We start from the raw sequence: 26,327 nt of genomic DNA on the forward strand, positions 1-26,327 counted from the left end.
CCGTCCGCGATCAGGCGGGCGTCATCAGCGCCGGCAGCAGCGCGCCGGACTTGTGCTGCACCACGTTGACGCCCTTGGCGTGCACGATCGGCTGCGCGTACTGCAGCAGCGGCAGCACATAAGCGTTGTCCGCGACCAGCTTGGACACCGCCTTCCAGCCGGCGATGCGCTTGGCCTCGTCGGCCTCGCCCCACAGCGGGTTGATGGCGTCGATGACATCCTGGCTGTCCCACACCGAATGGGGGCTCGGCCCGTACATGGCGAAACCCGTCGAGGTGGTGGGGTCGCCGACGGCGTTGCCCCAGTTGTAGAAGGCTGCCGGCGCCAGCTTGTCGGCAGCGCGCAATTCGAAGTGCTTGGCGATCTCGTAGACCTCGATCGTCGCCTCGATGCCGACCTTGCGCCACATGCCGACGATCGCCTGGATCATCTCGTAGTCCTTGGGCTTGAAGCCCTTGGTCGTCTGGATGGTGAACTTGACCGGCTTGTCGGTCGAATAGCCGGAGGCGGCCAGCAGTTCCTTGGCCTTCTCCGGATTGTACTCGACCTTGATCGACGGATCGTAGGCCTCGTATTCCGGCGTCTCCAGCGTGTCGAGCGGCAGGCCGTAGCCGCGCAGCAGCCGGTCGACCAGGAGCTTCTTGTCGACGGACATAACGGCGGCGTGGCGCACATTGGCGTCGAGCATGACATCGATGTCGTTGAAGAAGATCATGCCGATGTCGGACACCGTCTCGCAGGAGCCGGCCAGCCCGTCGTTGGCGATCAGCCGGTCATATTCCTCGTAAGGGATTTCCAGCGTCACCTGCGAGTTGCCGGATTCGAGCTCGGCCACGCGGCTCGCCGCGTCGGTGACGAACTTGATGGTGACGTTCTCGAACGCCGGCTTGCCGCCCCAGTAGTTCGGATTGGCCTTGAGCCGCATGAAGGCGTTCTGCTCGAACTTCTCGACCATGTAGGGGCCGGTGCCGATCGGCGCCTTCTCGAAACCTTCCGGACCGACCTTCTCGTAATAGGCCTTCGGCAGCACGTAGCCGGTGAGGAACGACATCCACTTGAAGATCGTCGGCTCGAATTCCAGCACGTCGGCGGTCACGCGATTGCCGTCGGCCTTGATGTTGCCGATCTTGGCCCAGACGAACTGGATCGGGTTGCCGGTCTCGGCCTTGCCGGCGCGCTCCAGCGACCAGGCGATGTCCTCGGCGGTGAAGGGACTGCCGTCATGCCAGGTGACGCCGTCGCGCACCGTCATGTGGATCTGCTTGTGGTCGTCGCTCCAGCCCCATTCGGTGAGCAGGCCGGGCGCGAAGGACAGGTCCGGCTTCTGCAGGATGAACTGGTCGAACACCGACTGGTAGAGCCCCTGGATGGTCGGGTTGACCGCCGACGGTCCGGTGGTCGGGTCCCAGGAGGGCAGGTTGACGTTGTAGGCGATGGTGAGCTCGTCCTTGCTCTGGGCGATGGCGAGGCGCGGCAGGCCCGCGGCTATGGCGCTGGCGCCGGCAAGTTTGAGAAGCGTTCGTCTGTCTGGATGCGGTTTCATGCTGTTGTTCCCCTTGCATTGACCTGTTGACGATGAGATGGCCGGCTCTTTCTCAGAGAGCCGCGATGGCCTCGATTTCCACCAGGAAGTCCGGCAAAGCGAGGGCCTGAACGCCGATGAAGGTGTTGGCGGCCGGAAGCGCGTCGCCGTAGAAGGCAGCGATCTCGGCCGTGACCGGCCCGAGTTTTTCAGGCGAATGATTGACGACATAGGTCCTGAGCCGCACGACATCGGCCGGCGTCGCGCCGACCTCGGCCAGGACGACCTTCAGGTTGGCCAGCGCCTGCCGTGTCTGGGCGACGAGATCGCCCGCGCCGACCAGTCTGCCCTCGCCGTCCCAGGCGACCTGGCCGGAGAGGTGCAGCGTGCGGCCGCCGTTCTGCTCGACCGCATGGGAAAAGCCGAAGGGCACCGATTGGTAGAGGCTGCTGGGATTGATCGCCTTGCGTTTCATTGCCTATTCCTTGCTGATCCGTGCGTTGGAGGCCGGGCGACCGCCCGGCATCGTCATCCGCCGGCGAGTTGCCTTGCAAGCAGGAAGCCCGATCCGGCGCCGACGCCGGCGCCCGGCCAGGTGGCGGCGCCGGCGAGATGGAAGTTCTTCACCGGCGTGCTCCAGTCGGCGAAACCCGGCGCGGGGCGGAACAGGAAGTTCTGCGCCAGATGGTGGCTGCCGCAGATCTGGTCGCCGCCGACCAGGTTGGCGTTGCCGCGCTCGAGGTCCAGCGGGCTCATCACTGTACGCTTGATGATTTTTGCCGAAAGGCCCGGCGCATGGCGTTCGATGATGGCGATGGCCCGGTCGGCATAGGTCTCTCGCACCGCTTCCCAGTCGCGCTCGCCGATGACGCCGGCCGCGTCGCCCTTGATCTCGGCCGGCACGACGCGCGTCTGTAGCCAGAGAATATGTTTGCCGTCCGGCGCGCGGCCGGGATCGATGGCCGTCGGCTGGCCGACGACGATGACCGGCTCCGCCGGCAGCAGCCCGGCCTGCGCCTCCTGATAGGCGCGCGCCATGACGTCGAGCGACGGCGCCACATGGACATAGGCGAAGCGCTTCAGTTCGGGATCGAACCAGTCCGGCAGCGAGTCGACCGCCAGATGGATCATCATCGTGCCCGGCGCGTGGCGGAAGGCGCGCATCTTGTCGTCGAAGCCGGCCTCGCCCGAGCCCTGCGGCAACAGTCTCGTCAGGGCGCCCGGCGCGACGGTGGCGACGACGGCGCGGCCGGCCTCGATGCGGCGCCCGTCGGCCAGCATCACGCCGGTTGCCCGGCCGCCCTCGGTCAGCACGCGCTCGACGCGGGCGTTGCATTCGATCGTGCCGTCACCGGCTTCCACCATGGCGGCCAGCGCCTTGACCATCGTGTCGGCGCCGCCCTTGCCGAGCACCATGCCGAAGCTCTGGTTGGCCATGCCTTCGAGGTAGGGGAAGACGGCGCCGCCGGCGATGTCGGGGGCGAAATCGAGATGCAGGCCCCAGGCGCCAAGCAGCGCCTTCACCTCCGCGCTCTCGAACGTCTCGTCCAGCCACGCGCGCGGCGAGGACAGCAGGAAACGGCCCAGTTCAAGCGCGCCTGACAGTCCCGCCTTTCGCCACAGCGAAAACAGGATACGTGCAAGTGCACGCTTTTTCATCGGTCCGCCGAGGATCGAGAAGATCAGTTCGGCGCGCGCCGGGAACACCGCAACGAGGCTTTCCCACGTGTGCGCATCGCGCTCGGAAAAGGCACGGATGCGCGCCACAGTAGTGGCGAGATCGGTCGACACGCCAACCCAGCGCCCGCCGGCAAACACAGAGGCGAAACAGTCCTGCACGGGGGCGAATTCCAGCCCGTGTTTCGCCAGATCCGCGCCGTAAACCTTGTTGAAAGCAGAGCCCGCGAACAGGCTGAGGTTCATGGCGGCAAGGTCGTGGCGGAAGCCCGGCTCGGTCAGTTCCAGCGTCTTGACGGCACCGCCCGGACGGTCGGCGGCCTCGAACAGCCCGACCTTCCAGCCGCGCCTGGTCAGATGCGCGGCACCGGCGAGCGCGTTGTGTCCCGCGCCAATGAAAATGGCATCGAACTGGGCCATGGAATTATTTTACCCCTAAAATGATATTTGCATATGCATCTAAACTCGTCTAGCCTTCTCGTGGAGGAAAACCGGCGCGAACGGCAAGCATCGCCGAGCCGGCGCAGGGTCCGCACGACACGCAATCAGGAGGAAAATCCATGACCGCAGCAAGCGCGCTCGCCAGCCTGGCCGAGCTTTTGTTGAGTGGAAAGGTCGAGGTCGTCGACCTGTCGGCGCCGCTCGGACCGGACACGCCGCTTTTGAAGCTGCCGCCGGAACTGGCCAAGGACACGCCGAAGATCGAAATCCATTCCATCTCGGAGTACGACAAGGACGGGCCATTCTGGGCCTGGAACTGGCTGAAGATCGGCGAGCATTCCGGCACGCATTTCGACGCGCCGCACCACTGGATCACCGGCAAGGATTATTCCGACGGCTACACCGACACCATCGCGCCGCGCAATTTCGTGGCGCCGGTCAACGTCATCGACTGCTCGGCGGAATCGGCGAAGAACCATGACTTCCTGCTGACCGCCGACGGCGTGAAGGCCTGGGAAGCCAAGCACGGCGCCATCGGCAAGGGCGAATGGGTGGTCATGCGCACCGACTGGGACAAGCGCAACGGCTCGGAAGAAACCTTCCTCAACGCCGATGCCAACGGTCCGCATTCGCCGGGCCCGACGGTGGACTGCATCGAGTACATCATCGAGCGCGGCGCCATCGGCTGGGGCACGCAGTGCATCGGCACCGACGCGGGCGCGGCCGGCGGCATGACGCCGCCCTTCCCGGCCCACAACATGATGCACAAGGCCAATCGTTACGGCCTCGCCAGCCTGTGCAACCTCGACAAGTTGCCGGCCAAGGGCGCTATCCTGATCGCGGCGCCGCTGAAGATCGTCCACGGCACCGGCAGCCCGATCCGCGCGCTCGCACTGGTGCCGCGGGCCTGATCGCGGGCCGACGACCGTGGCCCACGATCACGTCATCATCGGCAGCGGCATCAACGGACTGGTGGCGGCAGCGATGCTGGCCAGGCAGGGCGCGTCGGTGCTGCTCTTGGAGCGTGAGGAGCGTCTCGGCGGCTGCATGATGAGCAGCGCCGCCACGCTTCCCGGCTTCACCCATGACGTGATGGCGGCCACCTTCGTGCTGTTCCTGACCGGCCCGGCCCATGCCGCGCTCGGTCAGGACCTTGCCCGCCACGGGCTCGAATTCTGCCATACGCCGCATCCGACGGCGGTGCTCAGGCCGGACGGCTCCAGCGTCGTGCTGACGATGGATCGCGCCGCCAACGTCGCGGCCTTCAACGCCCTCTCAGTCGGCGACGGCGACCGCCACGCCGCCGACGTCGGCTCGATCGAAGCGAACGCGCCGCTGTTGTTCGGCCTGCTCGGCGGGCAGTTGTGGAGTTTCGCCACGGCAAAGCTTCTGGCGCGCGAGGCCTGGCGGCGCGGCCTGCGCGGGCTGGTCGATTATTTCGGCACTGCGCTCAGGCCTGCGCGCGGCTGGCTGGAGGCAGGCTACGCCTCGCCGCAGATCCAGGCGCTCTACGCGCCCTGGACGCTGCATTGCGGCCTGTCGCCGGAAGACACCTATTCGGCCGAGATGGGCAAGGTCGTCGCCTTCGCACTGGAGGCGGCTGGCGCGCCGATCGTCAAGGGTGGCGCCGGCAAGGCGGCGGATGCCTTTCGCGGCCTCATAGAAGAGCACGGCGGCGAAATCCGGACCGGAGCCGACGTCGAGCGCATCCTGGTGCGCGGCGGCAAGGCGGTCGGCGTGCGGCTTTCCGGCGGGCAGGAGATGGAGGCGAAAAAATCCGTCATCGCTTCGGTCCCGCCAAGCCAGCTTTACGGCCGGCTCCTCGGCGATGACGCACCCGCCCCCGCGCGCGAGGCAACGCGCGCCTATCGTCACGGTCGCGGCGACTTCCAGCTCCATTATGCGCTCGACCGCGCGCCACGCTGGAAAACGCAGGGGCTCGAAAAAGTCGCGCTCACCCATCTTACCGACGGCATCGACGCCGTCTCCAAGTCCCACAACGAGGCGACGCGCGGCATGCTGCCCGAGACGCCGACGCTATGCGTCGGCCAGCCGGCGGCGCTCGATCCATCGCGCTGCCCCGAAGGCAAGGCGATTCTGTGGATCCAGGTGCCGGACGCGCCGCGCGCCATCAAGGGCGATGCGGCGGGCACCATTCCCACGCAAGGAACGTGGGATGAGCCCATTCGCGAGGCCTTCGCCGACCGTATCGAGGCGATCCTCGCCAACCACATCGAGGGTTTCCGCGAGACCGTGCTGGCGCGGCGCGCCTATTCTCCTGCCGATCTGGAGGCGATGAACGTCAATCTCGTCGGCGGCGACCCGTATGGCGGCGCCTGCACCATCGACCAGTTCTTCGTCTGGCGTCCCCTCGCCGGTTCGGTCAACCACCGCACGGCGATCCGCTCCCTCTATCACATCGGGGCCTCCACCCATCCGGGTCCGGGCCTCGGCGGCGGCTCGGGCTTCCTCGTTGCCAAGGAGTTCGGATGAACGACCGCGCAACCATCGGCGAACAGGCGGAAGGCCCGCGCCTCGGCGAGATCGGCCTGCAACAGTTCGCGCCTTACCTGATGAACCGCATCATGGGCCGCTACAACGCCTCGCTGCGCCACGACCTTGCCAAGCTCGGCCTGACGACGCCGAAGATGCGGGCGCTGGCGGTGCTGTCCGTCATCGAGGGGCCGACGATCTCGCAATTGGCGGTCTATGCGGTGGCCGAGCAATCGACGCTGAGCCGCGCGCTGGATTCGCTGGAGGCCGACGGGCTGGTGCGCCGCATCGCCGATCCGGCCGACAACCGCGCCACCCGCGTCTCCGTCACCGAGGCGGGGCGCGCCGCCTTCGAGACGCTGTGGCCGACGATGCGCAAGAGCTATGCGCGCATGTTCAAGGGCATCGACGCCGAGGAACGTGCCGCTTTCGTGGCGACGTTGCAGAAGATGCTGCGCAACATCCGCAAGCACGACTTCTGAGGCGCCGGCACAAATCTGAGGAGATGACCCAATGGCCGAGAGATCGTTCGCCAAAGAGGTGAAGAAGCTGAAGCTCGGCGCCGGCGAGGAATTCACCGGCGAAGGCATTCTCGCCATCACCAAGGCGCTGCTGCAATGCGGCGTCGGCTATGTCGGCGGCTACCAGGGCGCGCCGATCAGCCACCTGATGGACGTGCTGGCCGACGCGCAGGAAATCCTCGGCGAACTCGGCGTGCATTTCGAGGCGAGCGCCTCGGAAGCCACTGCCACCGCCATGCTGGCGGCCTCCGTGCACTACCCGATCCGCGGTGCCGCCACCTTCAAGTCGACCGTCGGCACCAACGTCGCTTCCGACGCGCTCGCCAACCTTTCGTCCGGCGGCGTCACCGGCGGCGCGCTCATCATCGTCGGCGAGGATTACGGCGAAGGCTCCTCCATCATGCAGGAGCGCAGCCATGCCTTCGCCATGAAGAGCCAGGTCTGGCTGCTCGATCCGCGGCCGAACCTGCCCTCCATCGTCGCCGCCGTCGAGCACGGCTTCGAGATGTCGGAAGCCTCGAACACGCCGGTCATGCTGCAGGTGCGCATCCGCTGCTGCCACGTGCACGGCTCCTTCACCGCCAAGGACAACAAGCGCCCGACCATGACGGTGGCCGAGGCGCTGGAAAACCCGCGCCGCGATACCCAGCGCATCGTTTTGCCGCCCGCTTCCTTCCTGCACGAGAAGGAAAAGATCACCAAGCGGCGGCCGGCGGCCATCGACTACATCAGGCGCCATAAGTTGAACGAAACGTTCGGCGGCAATGGTCCGGTCGGCATCGTCATGCAGGGCGGCATGTATAATGGCGTCATCCGCGCCCTGCAGCGGCTCGGCCTCGCCGACGCCTATGGCGACACCGAGGTGCCGCTGCATGTTCTCAACGTCACCTATCCGCTGGTCGAGGACGAACTGGTCGGCTTCTGCGCCGACAAGGAAGCGGTTCTGGTCGTCGAGGAAGGCCATCCCGACTATCTCGAGCAGGAACTGGGCTCCATGCTCTACAAGGCCGGCGCCTCGGTGAGGCTGGAAGGCAAGGGCCTATTGCCGATGGCCGGCGAATATACCGGCCAGGTCATGCTCGACGGCATCGGCGCCTTCCTGCGCCAGCACGCCGGCGACATGCTGGCGCCGGAAATCCGCGCGCCCAACGTGCCGGCGCCGCCGATCTACGACGACCTCGCCAGGACCGTGCCGGCGCGGCCGCCGGGCTTCTGTGTCGGCTGCCCGGAGCGGCCGATCTTCGCCGCCACCAAGCTGGCCGAACAGGAACTCGGCCAGCACCACATCGCCTCCGACATCGGCTGCCACCTGTTCTCGATCATGCCGCCCTTCGAGCTGGGTGCGACGACGATGGGCTATGGCCTCGGCCCGGCCTCGGCTTCGGCCTTCAATTCGCCCGACGCCAAGCGCCGCTCCATCTCCTTCGTCGGCGACGGCGGCTTCTGGCACAACGGCCTGACGTCCTCCATCGGTAACGCCGTCTTCAACAAGAACGACGGCGTCATCGTGGTGGTGGACAACTACTATTCGGCCGCCACCGGCGGGCAGGATATTTTGTCTTCGCGCGCCAACAACCGGACGAAATCGACCAAGCATCCGATCACCGAGGCGATCAAGGGCATGGGTGTGAACTGGGTGCGCCACATCGAGCGCACCTACGATGTCGGTGCCATGCGCGCGGCGCTGAAGGAGGCGCTGACCACCGAGGAGAAGGGGCCGAAAGTCATCGTAGCCTCCTCCGAGTGCATGCTGAACCGCCAGCGCCGTGAGGCGCCGCTGAAGAAGAAGATGGCGGCCGAAGGCAAGCGCATGGTGAAAACCAAGTTCGGCGTCGACGAGGACGTCTGCACCGGCGACCACGCCTGCATGCGGCTGTCCGGCTGCCCGTCGCTGACGGTCAAGCACCTCGACGACCCGCTGCGCGACGATCCCGTCGCCTCCATCGACGAGAACTGCGTCGGTTGCGGCAATTGCGGCGAGGTGGCGGACGCAGCCGTGCTGTGCCCCTCCTTCTACCAGGCCGACGTGGTGTCCAACCCGACCGGCTGGGACCGCTTCCTGTTCGGGTTCAGGCAGCGGGTGATCTCGGCCTTGCAGCGGCGGCGCGAACGCGGCCGGCCCGTATTCGGGGAGCAGGCGGCATGAAACTCGGTCTGCCTGAAGGGCCGGACACGACCGGCCGCATCATCAAGATCTGCATCCTCGCCGTCGGCGGCCAGGGCGGCGGCGTGCTGTCGGGCTGGGTGACTGACGTCGCCCAGCGCGCCGGGTGGCATGTGCAGTCCACCTCCGTCGCCGGCGTGGCGCAGCGCACCGGCGCCACCATCTACTATGTCGAGATGATGCCGCGCGATCCGGCTCGGCCGCACGACGAGCCGGTGCTGTCGCTCAGCCCCTCGCCGGGCGACGTCGATATCCTCATCGCAGCCGAGCTGGCGGAAGCCGGCCGCGCGGTGCTACGCGGCTTCGTCACGCCCGAGCGCACCACGCTGATCGCCTCAAGCCACCGCATGCTGGCGGTTTCTGAAAAGATCGTGCCCGGCGACGGCCGCGCCGATTCCGATACGGTGATCCGCCGTTCCGGCGACGCTGCCAAACGCTTCATCCATTTCGACATGGAGACGATGGCGAAAAAGGCCGGCAGCGTCGTTTCGGCCAGCCTGTTCGGCGCTCTCGCCGGTTCCGGTGAACTGCCATTTTCGCGTGAGGCGTTCGAGGCCACGATCGGCGCCGGCGGCAAGGGTGCGCAGGCAAGCCTCGTGGCCTTCGCACTGGCCTATGATCGGGCGGCCGGCACCACCGGCGATGGCGAAGCCGCAGCCAAGCCCACTGAAGCGCGCCCAACCGTCATTCCGCAGCGGTTGGCGCAGGGCTGGCAGGAATTGCTCAGCCGCGCCGCCGCGCTGCCTGGACCGGTTCGCGACATGGCCGAGCCTGGCCTGCGCAAAACGGTGGACTTCCTGGACCTCGCTTACGGCGAGGAATACCTCAAACAGATCGAGCGCATCGTCGCCACAGACAGCGCCGAGCACGACTTCGCCTTTTCTCGCGAGGCGGCGAAGTACGTCGCCAACGCCATGGTCTATGACGACATCGTGCGCGTCGCCGACCTGAAGACCCGTGCGGGCCGCGCCGACCGCGTGCGCGCCGAGGTGAAGCTGGCCGACAGCCAGACGCTCGCCACGACGGAATATTTCCATCCGCGCATGGAGGAGATCGTCGGCCTGATGCCGGCGGGCTTGGGCGCGGCCATCGAGGCGCGGCCGGGGCTGATGAAGACGCTGAACCGTTTCGTCGATCGCGGCCGGCGCATCCGCACCGATACCATCCGTGGCTTCGGCATGCTGTGGGTCATCGGTGGCCTGCGCCGTTTCCGCCGCAGCCTTTTGCGCCACAAGGTCGAGGCCGCGCACACGAAGGAGTGGCTGGCTCTGGCCGAAGCCGAGCGCGCGCGCGATTACGCGCTCGGTGTGGAAGTGCTGAAGTGCCGCCGCCTCATCAAGGGTTATTCCGACACCCATGCGCGCGGCCAGTCGAAGTTCGATCATGTGCTGGCCTGCCTGCCGCTGCTCCGGGGCCGGCAGGATGCGGCCGACTGGCTGCGTCGGCTGCGGGAGGCCGCCCTTGCCGACGCCGAAGGCAAGATGCTCGACGGTGCTATCAAGACCGTCCATTCGTTTACCGACGGCCCGGCGCAGAACGCCGGCTGATCCGCCGGCACCGGGCAGGCGGCCAGTCCCCGATGTGTGGGGCCGCCCTTGCTCGGCCAGTCGTGCGGTTTGTTTATTCGCCGTAAGGCACCCAGATGTTTTTGACCTGGGTTGCTTTGGCGAGGAAGTCGGTGCCTTCGCCCTGGGCGGGCGAGAACCAGTCGCGCTGCACCGTTTCGGTCCAGACCTGCTTGAGGTTTCCGGCCGAAGCCTTTTCAAGGTTGCCGGCGGTGGCGGCGCTGCCGAACCACCACAGCCCGTCGACCTCCTCGTGTTTGGCCAGTTCCAGTGCCAGAGCGGCCCGGTCGCCGGTGACGATGTTGACGACGCCGGCCGGCACGTCGGAGGTCTCCAGCACCTGGTAGAAATCGGTGGCGGCCAGCGCCTGCGATGCGGACGGCACGACGACAACGCGGTTGCCCATGGCAATGGCCGGCGCGAAGGTGGAGACGAAGCCGAGCAGGCCGGGTTCCTCCGGGCAGGCGATGGCGAGGATGCCGAGCGGCTCGTTCATGGCCAGCGCCACGCCGCGCAGCGGCGGCTTGTGCACGGCGCCCTCGAACTTGTCGGCCCATGCACCATAGGAGAACAGGCGCGAGACGGAGGCCGCCACTTCCCTTGCGGTGTCGGCCTTGCGCCTGCCGGTCATGGCGGCCAGCCGCTCGGCGAACTCGGCCGCGCGTGCCTCCAGGTTCTCGGCGATGTAATAGAGGATCTGCGCGCGGTTGTGCTCGCTGGCCGTTGCCCAGCCGGCCGCCTTGCGCGCGGCTTCCACGGCGTTGCGGATATCCTTGCGGTTGCCCTCGCCGACCTCGCCGACCAGCGCGCCGGCGGGTGAAAGCACGGGCCGCGAATAGCCACCGTCCGGCCGCGCCTGCTTGCCGCCGATGTAGAGCTTCGCCGTGCGGTCGATGAAGGAGGTGGAGAGGATGTCGCCGCTCGCCTGCGTCGCCGGCTTGTCGGCGATGGGCTTGGCCTTGGCCAGCCATTTCGGCCTGGAATAGGCGGTCAGGCCTTCGCGCCCGCCCTCGCGGCCGAAGCCGGACTCCTTGTAGCCGCCGAAACCGACGCCGGCGTCGAACATATTGGTGCCGTTGACCCACACCACGCCGCATTTCAGCTTCGGCGCGATGTCTAGGGCTAGGCTCAGCGTCTCCGACCAGACGGAGGCGGCAAGGCCGTATTCGGTGTTGTTGGCAAGCTCGACCGCCTCGGCCGGCGTGCGGAAGGTGGTGGCGATCAGCACCGGCCCGAAGATCTCGACGCGCGAGACGGTCGAGGCCGGATGCACGTTGGTCAACAGCGTCGGCGGGTAAAAGCAGCCCTTGGCCGGCAGTCCGGCCTTGGGCTGATGCAGCTCGGCACCTTCCTTGACGCCGGCGTCGACCAACTCGCGGATGCGGGCAAGCTGCACCGGATGGACGATGGCGCCGATGTCGATGGCCTTGTCGAGCGGATCTCCGACGCGCAGCGTCTCCATGCGCGCCGTCAGCTTGGAGACGAAGCGGTTGTGGATGCTTTCCTGCACCAGGAGCCGCGAGCCGGCGCAGCACACCTGGCCCTGGTTGAACCAGATGGCGTCGACGACGCCTTCCACGGCCGCGTCCAAATCGGCGTCGTCGAAGACGATGAAGGGCGACTTGCCGCCGAGTTCCAGCGTCAGGCTCTTGCCGGTGCCGGCTGTTGCCTCGCGGATTTTGCGGCCCACGTCGGTCGAACCGGTGAAGGCGATCTTGGCGATGCCGGGATGGTTGACGATTTGCTCGCCGGTCGCGCCGTCGCCGGTGACGATGTTGACGACGCCCTCAGGAAGCCCCGCTTTCTGGCACATTTCGGCAAACAGCAGTGCTGTCAGCGAGGTGTATTCGGCCGGCTTCAGCACCACCGTGTTGCCGAGCGCAATCGCTGGCGCGATCTTCCACGACAGCATGAGCAGCGGGAAATTCCACGGGATGATCTGGCCGCAGACGCCGAGCGCCTCGCGCCCGGCGAGTTCGGTGTCCATCAGCTGCGCCCAGCCGGCGTGATGATAGAAGTGGCGGGCGACCAGCGGGATATCGATGTCGCGCGTCTCGCGGATCGGCTTGCCGTTGTCGAGCGCTTCCAGAACGGCGAACAGCCGGCTGTGGCGCTGGATGAGACGGGCCAGCGCGTAGAGATAGCGCGCCCGCTGGTGGCCGGAGAGCGCGGCCCAGCCCGGTTGCGCCTTTGCCGCCGCCTTGACCGCCGCGTCGACGTCGGCGGGACCGGCCTGCGCGATCCTCACCAACACTTCGCCGGTCGCCGGCGACGCCGTCTCGAAACTTTCGCCGGACTTCGCCTTTTTCCACTGGCCGCCGATGAACAGCTTCGTCTCGCCGCCGAGGGCGGCGATCCAGGCGCGCGCTTCCTTGTCGCTCTCGGGCGCCGGTCCGTATTCCATCGTATCCAGTATCTCAGCAATCGACATTTTTTCTCTCTATCTCAGCCGGCTCTCTGCTTTGGCATGATCTTGTCCGCAAACCAGTTCCCACTTTGCGGGATCATGCCATGGCATGATGGCTGAAGGCCGCGTAGCGGCCGGTGACGTGGTGCTCCAGCTGCCGCTCGATGTCGGCCAGCAGCGATGACGCGCCGAAGCGGAACAGGTTCGGCTGCAGCCAGTCGTTGCCCAGTTCCTCCTTGATCAGCGCCAGGTAGGCGAGCGCGTCCTTGGCCGTGGAGATGCCGCCGGCAGGCTTGTAGCCGACAACATGGCCGGTCATCTCCCGGTAGTCGCGGATGGCGCGGATCATCGTCAGCGTCACCGGCAGCGTCGCGTTGATGCCCTCCTTGCCGGTCGAGGTCTTGATGAAGTCGGAGCCGGCCATCATCGCCACCCACGAGGCGCGCGCGACGTTGCGCAGCGTCTGCAGGTCGCCGGTGGCGAGGATGGTCTTCATGTGCGCCGGCCCGCAGGCCGCCTTGCAGGTCTTCACCTCGTCGTAAAGGGCTTGCCAGTTGCCGGTCAGCACGTGCTCGCGGGTGATGACGATGTCGATCTCCCGCGCCCCGTCGGCAACCGAAGCCTCGATCTCCTTCAGCCGCGTCGAAAGCGGCGACAAGCCCGCCGGGAAGCCGGTGGAGACGGCGGCTACAGGGATGCCCGAGCCGTCCAGCGCCTCCACCGCCGTGGCGACGAAGCGGTGGTAGACGCAGACCGCACCGGTGGTGATGCTGCGTCCGCCTAAGCCCAGCGCCTCCTGCAGGTCCGGCCGCAAGGGTTGGCGCGCCTTGGCGCACAGCCGCCGCACGCGGCCGGCCGTATCGTCGCCGTTCAGGGTGGTGAGATCGATGCACTGGATGGCGCGCACCAGCCACGCCGCCTGCCAGTCCTTCTTCACGGTCCGTCGCCCGGCCAGCGCCGAAGTCCGCCGCTCCGCCGCAGACAGGTTCACACGGACCGAATCGACGGGATCAAGCGTGAGAGCAATGCCGGGATTCGACGGCTGGGGCAGGTTGGTCCCGATTCCGTGGCTGGACGCCGAGACACCCTCGATGACAGCTTCGCTCGCACCCACCTTGCCGCTCCCGATTTGATCTGAATCGCGCATTCCGATATCCGTAGCGTCGTGCGGCAGGCCCTGCAATCGTTTGCCCACGCCAGCCTGATCGAGACGGAGCGCGGCCGCCCGCCGGCACACGTCGCCAAGCAGATCGGCGAGCATGACGCGATCTTCCTCGAGCGGCTGTGCTACGCCGACGGCATCGTCTTCCCCTTGGTTCGCAACTACCTCCCCTATTCGCGCTTTCCCGATCTGTTGCAGTCGAACGAACTGGAGACTGTGTCACTCTACCAGTATCTTGCCAAGCGCTATGGCGCCGTGGCGACGACCGGCAAGCGACAGGTGGAGCTTGCCCGCATCGGCGACGAAGCCATAGCCTCCCAGCTGCAGGTCGAGATGAACAGCTACGTCCTGTTCAATCGAGAGGTGACCTACGACCAGAACAGGCAGGTGCTCGAATATTACGAGTCCTGGCATCGCCCCGACCGTACACGTCTGACCATCGACCTGCACCGGACCTATTGAGCGGACGGGACCGGCTCAGCCCTGCCTGTGGCCGCAATCAGAACGCCAACGCCTTCCTCGGCGGACTGAAACAGTTGAGGCCACCGCTGATCGGCGCAATGCTGCAGCCTCAACTGCCCTGTCCCATGAAGTGGAATGGCGCCGGGCCTCTTCCTTGAGTCCGGTTCATCCGTACGGGCGCACTGCCTGCCGTGGCGTCACGCCGAGATCGGCCGGTGGTCGAGAAGTTTGCGGATCGGTCCCAGCACCGTCGCTAGCGGCACCAGCCGCACGGCGAGGTCGCGGATAACCGCCAGCGCTCGGCTGTGGCGGAACATCAGCTTCGCCAGTTGGCGCGAATTGTCCTGCGCGGCCTCGGCCCGTGGCCGTTGTGCGTGCTCATAGGCTTGAAGCGCCTCGCCGACGTCTTCGGGGCCGGCGTCGAGCAGGTGGCGGGCGAGGACGGTCGCCGATTCCATCGCCATGCCTGCACCGATGCCGGCGGTCGGCAGGAAGCCGGCTGCGGCGTCGCCGACCAGCGCCACGCGACCCACAACCCATGTGTCTGCCCGGCAGTCGGTCAGCTTCCAGAAGTAGAGGTCTTTCCCGGCCTGGACCGTCGCCAGCGCCCGCTCGAACCACGGATCGACGGTGGTCAGCTGGCTGCGGATATGGGCGATGAAGGCGGCCGGTCCTTCACGCATGTCGGCGCGGTCGCCGCCGACGAACACGCCGGCCCGGCCCTTGACGGGATAGATGCCGACGAAGAAATCCGCCCCCCAGATTTCGTCGCCCTGATCGGCGTGGGCGGCATCGGTCTCGGTCCAGGCGACCCACCCGGCCCAATCCGTGTCATAGGTCGTCACCTGGCTGGCATCGAGAAGCATGGCTCGGCTTTCTGAATGCAGGCCATCGGCCAGCACGACGGCGTCGAAGGTTGCCTCGACGGTGCCGTTGCCATCCTGCAGCACCGTTTCCACGGCCTTGGCCGTCTGCTGAATTGACTTCAGCGTGGCGCCACGGCTGATCGGCGCGCCGTGCGTCGCCAGCACCTCCAGCAGTTCGCCGCGTGCGAGGCCCCGGTAGTCGCCATAGGCATCCAGCAGCGTGTCGATCTCGTACTCGCGCAGCAACGGTCCGTTGTGACCGTGCAGGCGATAGTGATGGAAGGGAACGCTTCCGGCGCGATACTCGTCCTTGACGCCGAGCGCCTGCATGGCCGGATCGACGAGCGGCATGAGCGCCAGCATGTAGCCTTCGTCTGCATTGTCCGAGGCGCGCTCGATCAGCACCGGGTTGAGCCCGCCCCGCCGCAGCAATTGCGCCAGCGTCAGCCCGGCAACGCCGGCGCCGACGACGAGCACGCGCAGCCGGTCGGCGCGCTGCTTCTCCACCTGTTCCTTCAACGAAACTTTCACGAACATGCCGCACTCCTATTCTTTGGACCGGTCAGTCCAAAACTCATAGTGCGTCTGGACCGGTCGGTCCAGTCTGCTATTCTACACAGATGAGTGAACGAACGACTGAGCGGGTTCCTGGCGTGATGGCGCCGCAGCGCTACCGGCGCCTGCTGGCGACGGCGGCCGGCGAATTCGCGGCCCACGGCTTCGAGCAGGCTTCGCTGAATGCGATCATCCGCGCCTGCGGGATGAGCAAGAGTTCCTTCTACCACTACTTCGGCTCCAAGGAGGCGCTGTTCGACCGCGTGGTCGAGGAAGCGTCCGCGGCGTTGGCGCGCGACCTGAACGCGCCCGACCCCGAAACGCTGGCCGGAGCGGATTTCTGGGCTCGCGTCGAGGCGTTCCTCGTGCAGGCGCTGGCGGCTTCGGCTAGGCAGGACTGGTATGCCGACCTGGGCAGGCTTTTCTACCTGCCCGACCTGTCGGCCGAACGAAGCGCCGCATTGCAACGGGTATTGGCAGGCGTTGCCGATTGGCTCGGCCGCGTGCTGGCCGTCGGCCGCGCCTGTGGGGCGGTGCGCGATGACCTGCCGGCCTCGCTGCAGGCCGAACTGGTGTTCGCCCTGCTGCAGGCGATGGATCGCTGGTCGCTGCGCCATATGAATGAATTCGACGAGGCCGCCATCGCTGGGCTGGCCCACCGTCAGTTCGTGGCGATGCAACGCCTGCTCGCCACCGATGCGGCCATGCCGTGAACAGGCCACTGGCTCCATCCGATGGGAAGCGCGATATCCGGCTTGAACGGTCTTTGCGAAGGCTCCGCCGCGGATCAGGCCGTTGTCAATCGGTTCGGGCCTGTTCGTCGCCGATGAGGCCGCGCAGCAGGTCGCGTGTCGCCTCGATGTCGGCGACGATGGCGGCACGCGCCGCCGCCACGTCCCTCCCCTTCAGCGCCGCGACGATCTCGCGGTGATGGATCGAATAGGCGCCGGCGCTGTCGGTCTTCAGCAGCGGCTCGATGTGATGCGTCAGCATGCGCATATAGGGGCCGAAGCGCAGCCACAGCGTCTCGATGAGCTGGATCAGCACCTCCGAGCGCGAGGCGCCGTAGAGATGGAAGTGGAACTCCTGGTTCTTGTCTAGCATGGCATAGACGCTGTCGGTCAGGCCGATCGTCTCGTGCTCGCGGATGGTGTCTTCCAGTTCGACGATGTCGCGGGCGGTGACGTTGGGCACGGCAAGCTCGGTCGCCAGGCTTTCGACGGCGATGCGCGCCCGGCACAGGTCGTCGAGCCTCGCCCGGCTGGTGGCGGGAATGCGGGCCGAGCCGTTTGCCGCCAGTTCGAGCGCGTTCTCTGCCACCAGCCGCCGCAGCGCCTCGCGCACCGGCATGTGGCTGGTGCCGAAGGATTCCGACAGCGATGCCATGGTCAGCGTCTGGCCAGGCTCGAAGCGGCCCGTCATCAGCGCATAGCGCAACTGGCGGTAGACGCCGTCCTGGATGGTGCTGCGCGACGCTATCGGGGCAAAGACGTCGACTGACACGGAGATATCCCTATCGTTCCAATGCGGCTGCATCCCGGTCAACCCGACCAGGCCAGCCGGCCGACTGGCCGACCTGTCCTAGTCATCTGTGCCCCGTCATACAAGGGGACGAGAAACGTCGGTTCCATCGAGGGCGGATTGACCGGAAGGCTATAGGTCTGGCCGAGAGAAGCAGGGGCGTGCCGCCTTCGCCCGCCCTTGTTGTCGTATGCCGATGCTGCCGAGAGCAAAATTTACGACAAATCCCTTGACGCTGGGTCAATTTCGGTTTGTGTTGAACCAATAGCGAATTGGTTCGAACCATTAAGCGCCTCGATGCCGTCTGACGAACCGACAGGGAATTCCAACTACGCGCTGGAGAGGCTGCGCAGCCTGCTGCGCTCGGGCACTCTGGAGGCCGACGGTCGGTTGCCGACCGAGCGTGAGCTTTCCACGACCCTCGGCGTCAGTCGCCGTGCCGTGCGCCGCGCGCTCGAGGTGCTGGAGGCGGAGGGTCGCGTCTGGCGTCGGCAAGGATCGGGAACCTATGCCGGTCCGCGCCCCGACATGTTGAGCGAGCATGTCGGCTCGCTTGTTGCCGGGACGAACCCGATGGAGGTCATGGAGGTGCGCCTGCGCATTGAGCCGCAGCTGGCGCAGCTGGCTGCCGTGCGGGCCGGGACCAAGGACGTCGAGCGCCTGTACGAGCTGGCCGGCAGGACGGAGCAGAGCACCGATGCCGACAGCCACGAGCTTTGGGACGGCGCCCTCCACCGCCAGATCGCGAGGTGCGCGGGCAACCAGTTCTTCCTCGCCATCTTCGACGTCATCAACCGGGTGCGACAGGATTCGACATGGCAGACGATCCGGCAGCGCGCCCGCACCGCTGCGGGGACCGCCCCACTCATCAACGCCCAGCACCTGGCCATCGTCGATGCGATCGCCGCCCACGACCCGGTGCGTGCCGGCGAGGCCATGCGCCGCCACCTGCTGACGCTGCAGGAAAGCCTCGTGCGCATCACTTCGCTGGATCGCCAGGAAGCCGACGCGGAAAAGGAACTAACCTGACGAAAACAAGGCGTCACGACAGGCGCCATTGCACAAACATAGGGAGGAGAAAGACATGAAGATCGCTAAATTCTTGCCTGCGTTGATGGCGGGGGCGCTGCTCGCGCTTCCGGCCACTGCCGCCGAACTGAAGATCGGCCTGCAGGACGACGCCGACATTCTCGATCCTGCACAGTCGCAGACCTTCGTCGGCCGCATCGTCTATACGGCGCTGTGCGACAAGCTGGTGGACCTGTCGCCGGACCTGAAGATCGTGCCGCAACTCGCCACCGAATGGGCGTGGTCGGACGACGGCAAGGTGCTGACCATGAAGCTGCGCGAAGGCGTCAAGTTCCACGACGGCACACCCTTCAATGCCGACGCCGTGGTTTATGACGTGACCCGCTCGATGACGCTGCCGGAATCCAAGCGCAAGAGCGAATTGAAGTCGGTCGAGAAGGTCGAGGCGAACGGCGAATACGAGGTCAAGTTCACGCTGAAAAGCCCGGACGTGACCCTGCTCGCCACGCTCTCCGACCGCGCCGGCATGATGATCTCGCCGACGGCGGCCAAGGCGGAGGGCACGAATTTCGGCAACAAGCCGGTCTGCTCCGGCCCGTTCAAGTTCGTCGAGCGCGTGCAGCAGGACCGCATCGTGCTGGAGAAGTTCCAGGACTACTGGAACAAGGACAACATCTTCATCGACAAGGTGACCTACCTGCCGATTCCCGACACCACCGTGCGGCTCGCCAACCTGCGCGCCGGCGATCTCGACATGATCGAGCGGCTGGCGGCGAGCGACGCGGCCGCCGTCAAGGCCGACGCCAATCTATCCTATCAGAGCGTCGTCAACCTCGGCTGGCTCGGCATCTATTTCAACGTCGGCGACAAGGCCACCACGCCGATCGGCAAGGACAAGCGCCTGCGCCAGGCCTTCTCGCTGGCGATCGACCGGGAGGCCGCCAACCAGATCGTCTATGAAGGCACCTCGGTCGCCGGCAACCAGCCCTTCAACCCGCAAAGCTCATGGTTCGACAAGGACTTCCCTGTTCCCGCCCGCGATATCGAGAAAGCCAAGGCGCTGGTCAAGGAGGCCGGCTTCGACCGGGTTCCGGTGGAGATGATCGTCACCAACAATCCCGTCGTCATGCAGATGATGCAGATCGTCCAGTCGATGGTGGCGGAGGCCGGCTTCGACGTCAGCCTCAAGGCGACGGAATTCACCACGCTGCTCGACGAGATGACCGCCGGTAACTATCAGGTCGGCCGCGCCGACTGGTCGGGCCGCGCCGATCCGGACGGCAACATCCACCAGTTCCTGACCTGCAAGGCGGCGCTGAACGATTCCAAATATTGCAATCCGGAGGTGGACAAGCTGCTGAACGCGGCGCGCGAGGCGCCCGACGAGGCCGTGCGCAAGCAGAAATACGATGCCGCCATGGCCATCATCCAGGACGACATGCCGATGACATGGATTGGTCATCAGTCGTGGATTTGGGCGATGAACAAGAAGGTCACCGGCTTCGTGCCCTATCCCGACGGCATGATCCGGCTCGCCGGCGTGAAGAAGGCCGACTGACCTTTCGTATCGGCGGCGCCGGGCATTTGCCGGCGCCGCTTCCCCGGAACCTCGCACTCGGGAAGACCATCATGTACAGCTACATCGGCAAGCGCGTGCTGGTCGCCATCCCGACGCTGCTGATCATCTCGATCTTCGTCTTCTCGTTGCAGAAGCTGCTTCCGGGCGACCCGGTGCTGGCGCTTGCCGGCGAGGATCGCGACCCGCAGACCATCGAATACCTGCGCGAAAAATACCACCTCAATGATCCGGTGCCGGTGCAGTACATCCGCTGGGTCGGTTCGGCGCTGCAGGGCGACCTCGGCATTTCGCTGAAGACCAACCAGCCGGTACTGAAGCTGATCGGCGACAAGCTGCCGGTCACCATCCAGCTTGCGGTGATGTCGATCATCTTCGCCTTCGTCATCGGCATCCCGATGGGGATTCTGGCGGCGGTGAAGAAGAACACCGCGCTCGACTACATCGCCAATGTGGTCGCGCTGTCCGGCCTGTCGATCCCCAACTTCTGGCTCGGCATCATGCTGATCCTGCTGGTTTCGGTGAAGCTCGGCTGGCTGCCCGCCTCCGGCTACCAGCCTTTCTTCGACGACCCGCTGCGCTCGATCCAGACGATGCTGATGCCGGCTTTCGTGCTCGGCAACGCGCTCGCCGCCACCTTGATGCGCCACACCCGCTCGGCCATGCTGTCGGTGCTGAGCGCCGACTATATCCGCACCGCCCGCGCCAAGGGCCTGTCGGAATGGGCGGTGGTGCTGGAACATTCTTTCCGCAACGCCGTGCTGCCGATCGTGACGCTGAGCGCGTTGCTCTTCGGCGAGTTACTCGCCGGCGCGGTGCTGACGGAACAGATCTTCACCATCCCCGGCTTCGGCAAGCTCATCGTCGATGCCGTCTTCACCCGCGATTATGCCGTGGTGCAGGGCGTGGTGCTGTGCACGGCGGTCGGCTTCATCGTCATGAACCTGATCGCCGACGTACTATACGTGCTGCTCAACCCGCGCATGAGGGCCGCCCTTTGACCGCGCTCGAACAGGTCGATCTGTCGGCCACCGGACAGCGTTCGCCGAGCCGCGCCTGGCGCAAGCTGAAGGCGAACAAGGGCGCGCTCGTCGGGCTTGTCATCATCGCCTTCTTCACGCTGCTCGCCGTTCTGGCGCCGCTGCTGCCGATCCCCGACCCGAATGCGACCAGCTGGTCGGCGATCCGCAAGGCACCGTCAGCGATGCACTGGCTGGGCACCGACGACATCGGCCGCGACATCCTCTCGCGCATGATCTGGGGCGCGCAGGCCTCGCTGCTGGCCGGCGTCGTCTCGGTCGGCATCGCGGTGGCCATCGGCGTTCCGTTCGGCCTGATCTCCGGCTATTTCGGCGGCTGGACCGACCAGATCATCTCGCGCGTCACCGAGGCGTTCCTGGCGATGCCCTTCCTGATCACGGCCATCGCGCTCGCCGCCTTTCTCGGCCCCAGCCTGATCAACGCCATGATCGCCATCGGCCTGTCGGCGATGCCCGTCTTCATCCGCCTCACCCGCGGGCAGGTGCTGTCGGTCAAGACAGAGGACTATGTCGAGGGCGCGCGCTCGATCGGCCTCAGGCATTCCTCGATCATCCTGCGCTACATCCTGCCCAACGTCTTCGCGCCGATCCTCGTGCAGGCGACGCTGACGATCGCCACTGCCATCATCGCCGAAGCGAGCCTTTCCTTCCTCGGTCTCGGCCAGCAGCCGCCGGCGCCAAGCTGGGGCTCGATGCTCAACGTTGCCAAGAACTACCTGTCGCAGGCGCCCTGGATGGCGATGTGGCCGGGGGTGGCGATCTTCCTCGTCGTCATCGGCTTCAACCTCCTTGGTGACGGCCTGCGCGACGCGCTCGATCCGCGCGAAGCGTGAATTTCTGAAAAGGACAATTTGAGAATGCCAGCCTTCACCACCCGCCCCGAAATCCTCGGAACCTTTGGCGTCGTCGCTTCCACCCACTGGATCGCCTCGGCGGTCGGCATGAGCATATTGGAGAAGGGCGGCAACGCGTTCGATGCGGCGGTGGCGACGGCTTTCGTCCTGCAGATCGTCGAGCCGCATCTGGTCGGGCCGGGCGGCGACATGCCGGCGCTGGTCTACTCGAAGAAGAAGGACAAGGTCGAGGTCATCTGCGCGCAGGGGCCGGCGCCCGCCGGCGCCACTATCGAGCACTATAAGGCGGAAGGCCTGTCGATGATCCCCGGCGACGGGCTGCTCGCCACCGTCATTCCCGGCTCCTTCGACGGCTGGATGCTGATGCTGCGCGACTACGGCACGATGAGCGTGCGCGATGTGCTGGAGCCGGCGATCTATTACGCCGAGCAAGGCCATCCGGTGCTGCCGCGCGTCGCCGCCACCATCGCCGGCATGGCCGAGTTCTTCCAAAAGGAATGGCCGACGTCCCACGCGACATGGCTGCCGGGCGGATCGGCGCCGGCGCCGCACTCCAACGTGAAGAACCCGGTTCTTGCAGAGACGTGGAAGCGCATCGTCGCCGAGGCGGAGGGGAAGAAGGGGAGGGAGGCCGGCATCAATGCGGCGCGCGACGCCTTCTATCGCGGCTTCGTCGCCGAGGCGATCCAGACCTATCTCGACAAGGCGGAAGTGATGGACGCCAGCGGCAGCCGTCACAAGGGCGTGTTGAGCGCCGAGGACATGGCGGGCTGGTCGGCGACGATCGAGGAGCCGCTGACCTACGATTACCACGACTGGACGGTGGCAAAGGTCGGGCCGTGGGGGCAGGCGCCGGTGCTTTTGCAATGCCTGTCACTGCTGAAAGGCTTCGACATCGGCGCGATGGACCCCGCCGGCGCCGACTTCGTCCACACTGTCACAGAGACGATGAAGCTCGCCTTCGCCGACCGCGACGTCTACTACGGCGACCCGAACTTTTGCGACGTCCCGATCAGCCACCTGCTCTCCGACGCCTATGCCGATGAGCGCCGCAAGCTGATTACGGGCACCGCTTCGCTCGACCTGCGCCCCGGCACGGTGCCCGGCTTCGAGAAACAGGTCGCGCTGACGATGAATCTGCTCAATGCGGATTCGGCCACCGGCGCGGTCTATGAGCCGACCATGGCGCATCTGTCGGAAAAGCGCGGCGATACCGTGCATATCGACGTCATCGACCGCGAAGGCAACATGGTGTCGGTGACGCCATCCGGCGGCTGGCTGCAATCCTCGCCGACCATTCCCGGCCTCGGTTTCTGCCTCAACACGCGCGCCCAGATGTTCTGGCTGACACCCGGCCTGCCGACCTCGCTGGAGCCCGGCAAGCGGCCGCGCACGACGCTCACCCCGTCGCTCGGGCTTTACCAAGGCCGGCCGACGCTCGCCTTCGGCACACCGGGCGGGGACCAGCAGGAACAGTGGCAATTGTCCTTCTTCCTGCGCCATGTCCATCACGGCCTGAACCTGCAGGAAGCCATCGACCTGCCACTGTTCCATACGGCCCACTTCCCGGCCTCCTTCTATCCGCGCACCCGTGAGCCCGGCAGCCTGATCGCCGAGGCGAATTTCGGCGAGCCGGTGCTGGATGCCCTCAAGGCCAAGGGCCACCGGCTGACCGTGTCCGACCCGTGGACGATCGGCCGGCTCACCGCCGCCAGGCGCGACGCCGACGGGCTGCTGCGCGCCGCGGCGACGCCGCGCCTGATGCAGGCCTATGCGGTGGGGCGGTAGCGATGACTTGGTCCATTGTCGCCCGCGACCCCGCCACCGGCCATCTCGGCATCGCCGTCGCCAGCCGCTTCTTCGCCGTCGGCGGCATCGTGCCCCACATTCGCGGCGGCGTCGGCGCGGTCGCGACGCAGGCCTTCGTCAATCCGCTCTACGGCGTCGACGGACTGGCGGCGCTGGTAATGGGCAAGGAGCCGAAGGCCATCGTGGCGGAACTGACAGCGCGCGACGAAGGCCGTGACCAGCGGCAGATGCACCTGATCGACGCGACCGGGCGCAACGCCGCCTTCACCGGCGCGCAGTGCATCGACTGGGCCGGTCATCTGGTCGAGGAGGACATATCGGTGGCCGGCAACATGCTGGCGGGGCCGCAGGTCATTGCGCAAACGCTGGCGACCTACCGCAAGGCAGCGTCGAAACCTTTCGCCGAGCGCCTGCTCGAAGCCATGCAGGCGGGCGAGGATGCCGGCGGCGACAAGCGCGGCCGGCAGTCGGCGGCCCTCGTCGTCTATCGCGACCAGGATTATGCCTGGCTTCGCCTCCACGCCGACGACCATGCAGACCCGCTGGCGGAACTGCGCCGGCTCTATGCGGTCGCGCAGGAACGCTATCTTCACGTCGCCGAGACGATGGCGACGCGGCGCAATCCGAGCGGCCTGATCGACCGGCGCGAGATCGACGAGAAGATCGCCGCGCTCGAAGCCGAACGCATCGCGACGGGGCGGCCTTCGGCCTCCTTCGCCACGCCGCCGAAAACATGAGGGCCCCTATGGCATCGGAGCCGGAACGGATGGTGCGATGAGCGACGTACTTACGAGCAGGGTTTCGGCCGCAGGTGCTTCATCCTCAGCCGCTGAGCCAGTCCTCTCGGTGCGTGGGCTGACCACTGCCTTCCGCATCGACGGCGACTGGAAGGCGGTAGTGAAGGACGTCTCCTTCGACGTCATGCCCGGAGAGACCGTCGCCATCGTCGGCGAAAGCGGTTCGGGCAAGAGCGTGACTTCGCTGTCGGTCATGCGGCTGCTCGCCAAGGGGTCGAGCCGCATCGAGGGCTCCATTTTGCTCAACGGCAGGGACTTGCTGGCGCTGTCCGACAAGGAGATGCGGCAGGTGCGCGGCAAGGACGCCGCCATGATCTTCCAGGAACCGATGACAAGCCTGAACCCGGTCTTCACCATCGGCCGGCAGATATCCGAGGCGCTGACCTGCCACGGCGACATCGCCAAGGCCGAGGCGCGGGCCGAGACGGTGCGGCTCTTGGAGAAGGTGCGCATCCCAAATGCGGCTTCGCGGTTCGACGACTATCCGCACCAGTTCTCTGGCGGCATGCGCCAGCGCGTCATGATCGCCATGGCGCTGGCGAGCCGCCCGCGCCTGCTGATCGCCGATGAGCCGACCACGGCGCTCGATGTCACCATCCAGGGCCAGATCCTCGACCTGATCAAGCTTCTTCAGGAAGAGGAGGGCATGTCGGTCTTGTTCATCACGCACGACATGGGCGTGGTCGCCGAGATCGCCGACCGCACCATCGTCATGTACAGGGGCGAGGCGATCGAGACGGGCGCGACGGAAGACATTTTCCGCAACGGCCGCCAGCCCTACACCCGCGCGCTGTTGTCGGCCGTGCCGCGACTCGGCTCGATGGCGGGCCATTCATGGCCGCTGCGTTTCCCCATCGTCGATGTCGAGACGGGTCGGCGCAGCGAACCGTCGGAAGTGGCCGATACGGTCGAGCGCGGCGCCCCGGTTCTGGACGTGAAGAACCTGACCACCCGCTTCGACGTGCTGGGCGGGGTGCTGGGGCGCAAGGTCGGCGCCGTCCATGCAGTGGAGAACGTCTCCTTCGATCTCGCGCAGGGTGAGACGCTGTCGCTCGTCGGCGAATCCGGTTGCGGCAAGTCGACGACCGGCCGTTCCATCACCCGGCTTGTCCAGCCGAACGCCGGCACCGTCCGGCTGGACGGGCAGGATGTGCTGACCCTCGATACGGCCGCCATGCGGCGGACCCGTCGCTCGATCCAGATGATCTTCCAGGATCCCTTCGCCAGTCTCAATCCACGCATGAGCGTCGGCGCGACGGTGGCCGAGCCGATCGTCGAGCACGGGTTGGCGAGGGGGCCAGAGGCGCGCGAGAAGGCGGCGGACCTTCTGAAGCGCGTGGGCCTCAGCCCCGACATGATGAAGCGCTACCCGCACGAATTCTCCGGCGGCCAGCGGCAGCGCATCTGCATCGCCCGGGCGCTTGCGCTCGATCCCAAGGTGATCGTCGCCGATGAAAGCGTGTCGGCGCTCGACGTGTCGATCAAGGCGCAGGTCTGCAACCTTCTGATGGACCTGCAACAGAGCCTGAAGCTCGCCTTCTTGTTCATCTCGCACGACATGGCGGTGGTCGAGCGCGTCAGCCACCGCGTGGCGGTGATGTATCTCGGCGAAATCGTCGAGATCGGCCCGCGCGAGGCGGTGTTTTCCAACCCCCGGCATTCCTATACGAAGAAGCTGATGGCAGCCGTGCCGGTGCCTGACCCCGCACGGCGCGGCATCAGGCGAAACCTCAGCGTGGACGAACTGAAAAGCCCCGTGCGGCCGCTCGGCTATGTTACGCCGACGCGTCGCTACGACGAGGTGGCGCCCGGCCATCTCGTTCGCGTCGACGACGGCATGTAGCGCAGGCAGGTGATCGTTTCGGG

20 protein-coding genes and 1 pseudogene are annotated in these 26,327 nt (G+C 66.4%); 14 read left to right on the forward strand and 7 right to left on the reverse strand.

Annotated features, from left to right (window positions below):
* Nucleotides 1-10: 10 nt before the first annotated feature.
* The 3 genes from FGU64_RS14915 to FGU64_RS14925 are packed head-to-tail and all read right to left on the reverse strand — an operon-like array spanning nucleotide 11 to nucleotide 3,619.
* A complete protein-coding gene (locus tag FGU64_RS14915) occupies nucleotides 11-1,543 on the reverse strand; it encodes an ABC transporter substrate-binding protein (RefSeq protein WP_139953913.1) in 1,533 nt (510 codons plus the stop codon).
* Between the two features lie 52 nt (nucleotides 1,544-1,595).
* Nucleotides 1,596-1,997, reverse strand: a complete 402-nt coding sequence (locus tag FGU64_RS14920) for a RidA family protein (protein WP_136357343.1) — start codon at nucleotides 1,995-1,997, stop codon at nucleotides 1,596-1,598.
* A 53-nt stretch (nucleotides 1,998-2,050) separates the two neighbouring features.
* The gene (locus tag FGU64_RS14925; protein ID WP_139953914.1) at nucleotides 2,051-3,619 is read right to left on the reverse strand and encodes an NAD(P)/FAD-dependent oxidoreductase; all 1,569 of its coding nucleotides are present in this window, start codon (nucleotides 3,617-3,619) and stop codon (nucleotides 2,051-2,053) included.
* 140 nt (nucleotides 3,620-3,759) lie between these two features.
* Here FGU64_RS14925 and FGU64_RS14930 point away from each other — a divergent pair, with 140 nt between their 5' ends.
* The 5 genes from FGU64_RS14930 to FGU64_RS14950 all read left to right on the forward strand — a co-directional run bounded on the left by FGU64_RS14930 (nucleotide 3,760) and on the right by FGU64_RS14950 (nucleotide 10,365).
* On the forward strand, nucleotides 3,760-4,551 hold the full coding sequence (locus tag FGU64_RS14930; protein ID WP_139953915.1) for a cyclase family protein: 792 nt from the start codon (nucleotides 3,760-3,762) through the stop codon (nucleotides 4,549-4,551).
* 73 nt (nucleotides 4,552-4,624) lie between these two features.
* Entirely contained in the window at nucleotides 4,625-6,133 is a 1,509-nt protein-coding gene (locus FGU64_RS14935) for an NAD(P)/FAD-dependent oxidoreductase (protein WP_246671352.1), read from the forward strand.
* The gene (locus FGU64_RS14940; protein ID WP_180375535.1) at nucleotides 6,130-6,615 is read left to right on the forward strand and encodes a MarR family transcriptional regulator; all 486 of its coding nucleotides are present in this window, start codon (nucleotides 6,130-6,132) and stop codon (nucleotides 6,613-6,615) included. Before FGU64_RS14935 ends, FGU64_RS14940 begins: the two co-directional genes overlap by 4 nt.
* A gap of 31 nt (nucleotides 6,616-6,646) precedes the next feature.
* Nucleotides 6,647-8,800 (forward strand): indolepyruvate ferredoxin oxidoreductase subunit alpha, encoded by a 2,154-nt coding sequence (locus FGU64_RS14945; RefSeq protein ID WP_139953917.1) that lies wholly within the window; start codon nucleotides 6,647-6,649, stop codon nucleotides 8,798-8,800.
* A complete protein-coding gene (locus FGU64_RS14950; protein WP_139953918.1) occupies nucleotides 8,797-10,365 on the forward strand; it encodes an indolepyruvate oxidoreductase subunit beta family protein in 1,569 nt (522 codons plus the stop codon). The genes FGU64_RS14945 and FGU64_RS14950 overlap by 4 nt, the downstream gene beginning before the upstream one ends.
* Before the next feature lie 73 nt (nucleotides 10,366-10,438).
* Here the strand turns inward: FGU64_RS14950 and FGU64_RS14955 are convergent, their stop codons facing one another.
* A complete protein-coding gene (locus tag FGU64_RS14955) occupies nucleotides 10,439-12,814 on the reverse strand; it encodes an aldehyde dehydrogenase family protein (protein WP_139953919.1) in 2,376 nt (791 codons plus the stop codon).
* Nucleotides 12,815-12,887: 73 nt separating this feature from the next.
* A complete protein-coding gene (deoC, locus tag FGU64_RS14960; RefSeq protein WP_246671353.1) occupies nucleotides 12,888-13,841 on the reverse strand; it encodes a deoxyribose-phosphate aldolase in 954 nt (317 codons plus the stop codon).
* Nucleotides 13,842-13,946: 105 nt separating this feature from the next.
* Here deoC and FGU64_RS14965 point away from each other — a divergent pair.
* Nucleotides 13,947-14,414 (forward strand): annotated as a pseudogene (locus FGU64_RS14965) (UTRA domain-containing protein); the annotation flags it as partial.
* 197 nt (nucleotides 14,415-14,611) lie between these two features.
* Here FGU64_RS14965 and FGU64_RS14970 read toward each other — a convergent pair.
* Complete coding sequence (locus tag FGU64_RS14970) at nucleotides 14,612-15,817, reverse strand: NAD(P)/FAD-dependent oxidoreductase (RefSeq protein WP_139953922.1); 1,206 nt, start codon at nucleotides 15,815-15,817, stop codon at nucleotides 14,612-14,614.
* Between the two features lie 119 nt (nucleotides 15,818-15,936).
* Here FGU64_RS14970 and FGU64_RS14975 point away from each other — a divergent pair, with 119 nt between their 5' ends.
* Entirely contained in the window at nucleotides 15,937-16,548 is a 612-nt protein-coding gene (locus FGU64_RS14975; protein WP_246671354.1) for a TetR/AcrR family transcriptional regulator, read from the forward strand.
* 85 nt (nucleotides 16,549-16,633) lie between these two features.
* On the opposite strand, the gene FGU64_RS14980 is transcribed toward FGU64_RS14975, so the two are convergent.
* Entirely contained in the window at nucleotides 16,634-17,344 is a 711-nt protein-coding gene (locus tag FGU64_RS14980; RefSeq protein ID WP_246671355.1) for a GntR family transcriptional regulator, read from the reverse strand.
* A 309-nt stretch (nucleotides 17,345-17,653) separates the two neighbouring features.
* Here FGU64_RS14980 and FGU64_RS14985 point away from each other — a divergent pair, with 309 nt between their 5' ends.
* The 7 genes from FGU64_RS14985 (at nucleotide 17,654) to FGU64_RS15015 (ending at nucleotide 26,304) form a co-directional block, all read left to right on the forward strand.
* Nucleotides 17,654-18,385 carry a FadR/GntR family transcriptional regulator gene (locus FGU64_RS14985; RefSeq protein WP_136357320.1) on the forward strand — a complete coding sequence of 244 codons (732 nt, stop codon included), beginning with the start codon at nucleotides 17,654-17,656 and terminating at the stop codon, nucleotides 18,383-18,385.
* A gap of 55 nt (nucleotides 18,386-18,440) precedes the next feature.
* On the forward strand, nucleotides 18,441-19,943 hold the full coding sequence (locus tag FGU64_RS14990; RefSeq protein ID WP_136357318.1) for an ABC transporter substrate-binding protein: 1,503 nt from the start codon (nucleotides 18,441-18,443) through the stop codon (nucleotides 19,941-19,943).
* Nucleotides 19,944-20,014: 71 nt separating this feature from the next.
* Nucleotides 20,015-20,962: an ABC transporter permease gene (locus FGU64_RS14995; protein ID WP_136357316.1), complete on the forward strand. Its 948-nt coding sequence runs from the start codon at nucleotides 20,015-20,017 to the stop codon at nucleotides 20,960-20,962.
* Nucleotides 20,959-21,834, forward strand: a complete 876-nt coding sequence (locus FGU64_RS15000; protein WP_139953925.1) for an ABC transporter permease — start codon at nucleotides 20,959-20,961, stop codon at nucleotides 21,832-21,834. The genes FGU64_RS14995 and FGU64_RS15000 overlap by 4 nt, the downstream gene beginning before the upstream one ends.
* 24 nt (nucleotides 21,835-21,858) lie before the next feature.
* Entirely contained in the window at nucleotides 21,859-23,643 is a 1,785-nt protein-coding gene (locus FGU64_RS15005; protein WP_139953926.1) for a gamma-glutamyltransferase family protein, read from the forward strand.
* 2 nt (nucleotides 23,644-23,645) lie between these two features.
* On the forward strand, nucleotides 23,646-24,401 hold the full coding sequence (locus FGU64_RS15010; protein ID WP_139953927.1) for a DUF1028 domain-containing protein: 756 nt from the start codon (nucleotides 23,646-23,648) through the stop codon (nucleotides 24,399-24,401).
* A gap of 37 nt (nucleotides 24,402-24,438) precedes the next feature.
* Nucleotides 24,439-26,304: an ABC transporter ATP-binding protein gene (locus FGU64_RS15015; RefSeq protein ID WP_139953928.1), complete on the forward strand. Its 1,866-nt coding sequence runs from the start codon at nucleotides 24,439-24,441 to the stop codon at nucleotides 26,302-26,304.
* The last annotated feature ends 23 nt before the right edge of the window (nucleotides 26,305-26,327 follow it).

It is taken from the genome of Mesorhizobium sp. 8, assembly GCF_006351905.1.
GTDB lineage: Bacteria > Pseudomonadota > Alphaproteobacteria > Rhizobiales > Rhizobiaceae > Mesorhizobium > Mesorhizobium composti.

Coding starts and splice junctions, on each gene's coding strand:
- FGU64_RS14915 (WP_139953913.1), bottom strand. CDS start 1,543: ATGAAACCGCATCCAGACAGACGAACGCTTCTCAAACTTGCCGGCGCC.
- FGU64_RS14920 (WP_136357343.1), bottom strand. CDS start 1,997: ATGAAACGCAAGGCGATCAATCCCAGCAGCCTCTACCAATCGGTGCCC.
- FGU64_RS14925 (WP_139953914.1), bottom strand. CDS start 3,619: ATGGCCCAGTTCGATGCCATTTTCATTGGCGCGGGACACAACGCGCTC.
- FGU64_RS14930 (WP_139953915.1), top strand. CDS start 3,760: ATGACCGCAGCAAGCGCGCTCGCCAGCCTGGCCGAGCTTTTGTTGAGT.
- FGU64_RS14935 (WP_246671352.1), top strand. CDS start 4,625: ATGCTGGCCAGGCAGGGCGCGTCGGTGCTGCTCTTGGAGCGTGAGGAG.
- FGU64_RS14940 (WP_180375535.1), top strand. CDS start 6,130: ATGAACGACCGCGCAACCATCGGCGAACAGGCGGAAGGCCCGCGCCTC.
- FGU64_RS14945 (WP_139953917.1), top strand. CDS start 6,647: ATGGCCGAGAGATCGTTCGCCAAAGAGGTGAAGAAGCTGAAGCTCGGC.
- FGU64_RS14950 (WP_139953918.1), top strand. CDS start 8,797: ATGAAACTCGGTCTGCCTGAAGGGCCGGACACGACCGGCCGCATCATC.
- FGU64_RS14955 (WP_139953919.1), bottom strand. CDS start 12,814: ATGTCGATTGCTGAGATACTGGATACGATGGAATACGGACCGGCGCCC.
- FGU64_RS14970 (WP_139953922.1), bottom strand. CDS start 15,817: ATGTTCGTGAAAGTTTCGTTGAAGGAACAGGTGGAGAAGCAGCGCGCC.
- FGU64_RS14975 (WP_246671354.1), top strand. CDS start 15,937: ATGGCGCCGCAGCGCTACCGGCGCCTGCTGGCGACGGCGGCCGGCGAA.
- FGU64_RS14985 (WP_136357320.1), top strand. CDS start 17,654: ATGCCGTCTGACGAACCGACAGGGAATTCCAACTACGCGCTGGAGAGG.
- FGU64_RS14990 (WP_136357318.1), top strand. CDS start 18,441: ATGAAGATCGCTAAATTCTTGCCTGCGTTGATGGCGGGGGCGCTGCTC.
- FGU64_RS14995 (WP_136357316.1), top strand. CDS start 20,015: ATGTACAGCTACATCGGCAAGCGCGTGCTGGTCGCCATCCCGACGCTG.
- FGU64_RS15005 (WP_139953926.1), top strand. CDS start 21,859: ATGCCAGCCTTCACCACCCGCCCCGAAATCCTCGGAACCTTTGGCGTC.
- FGU64_RS15010 (WP_139953927.1), top strand. CDS start 23,646: ATGACTTGGTCCATTGTCGCCCGCGACCCCGCCACCGGCCATCTCGGC.
- FGU64_RS15015 (WP_139953928.1), top strand. CDS start 24,439: ATGAGCGACGTACTTACGAGCAGGGTTTCGGCCGCAGGTGCTTCATCC.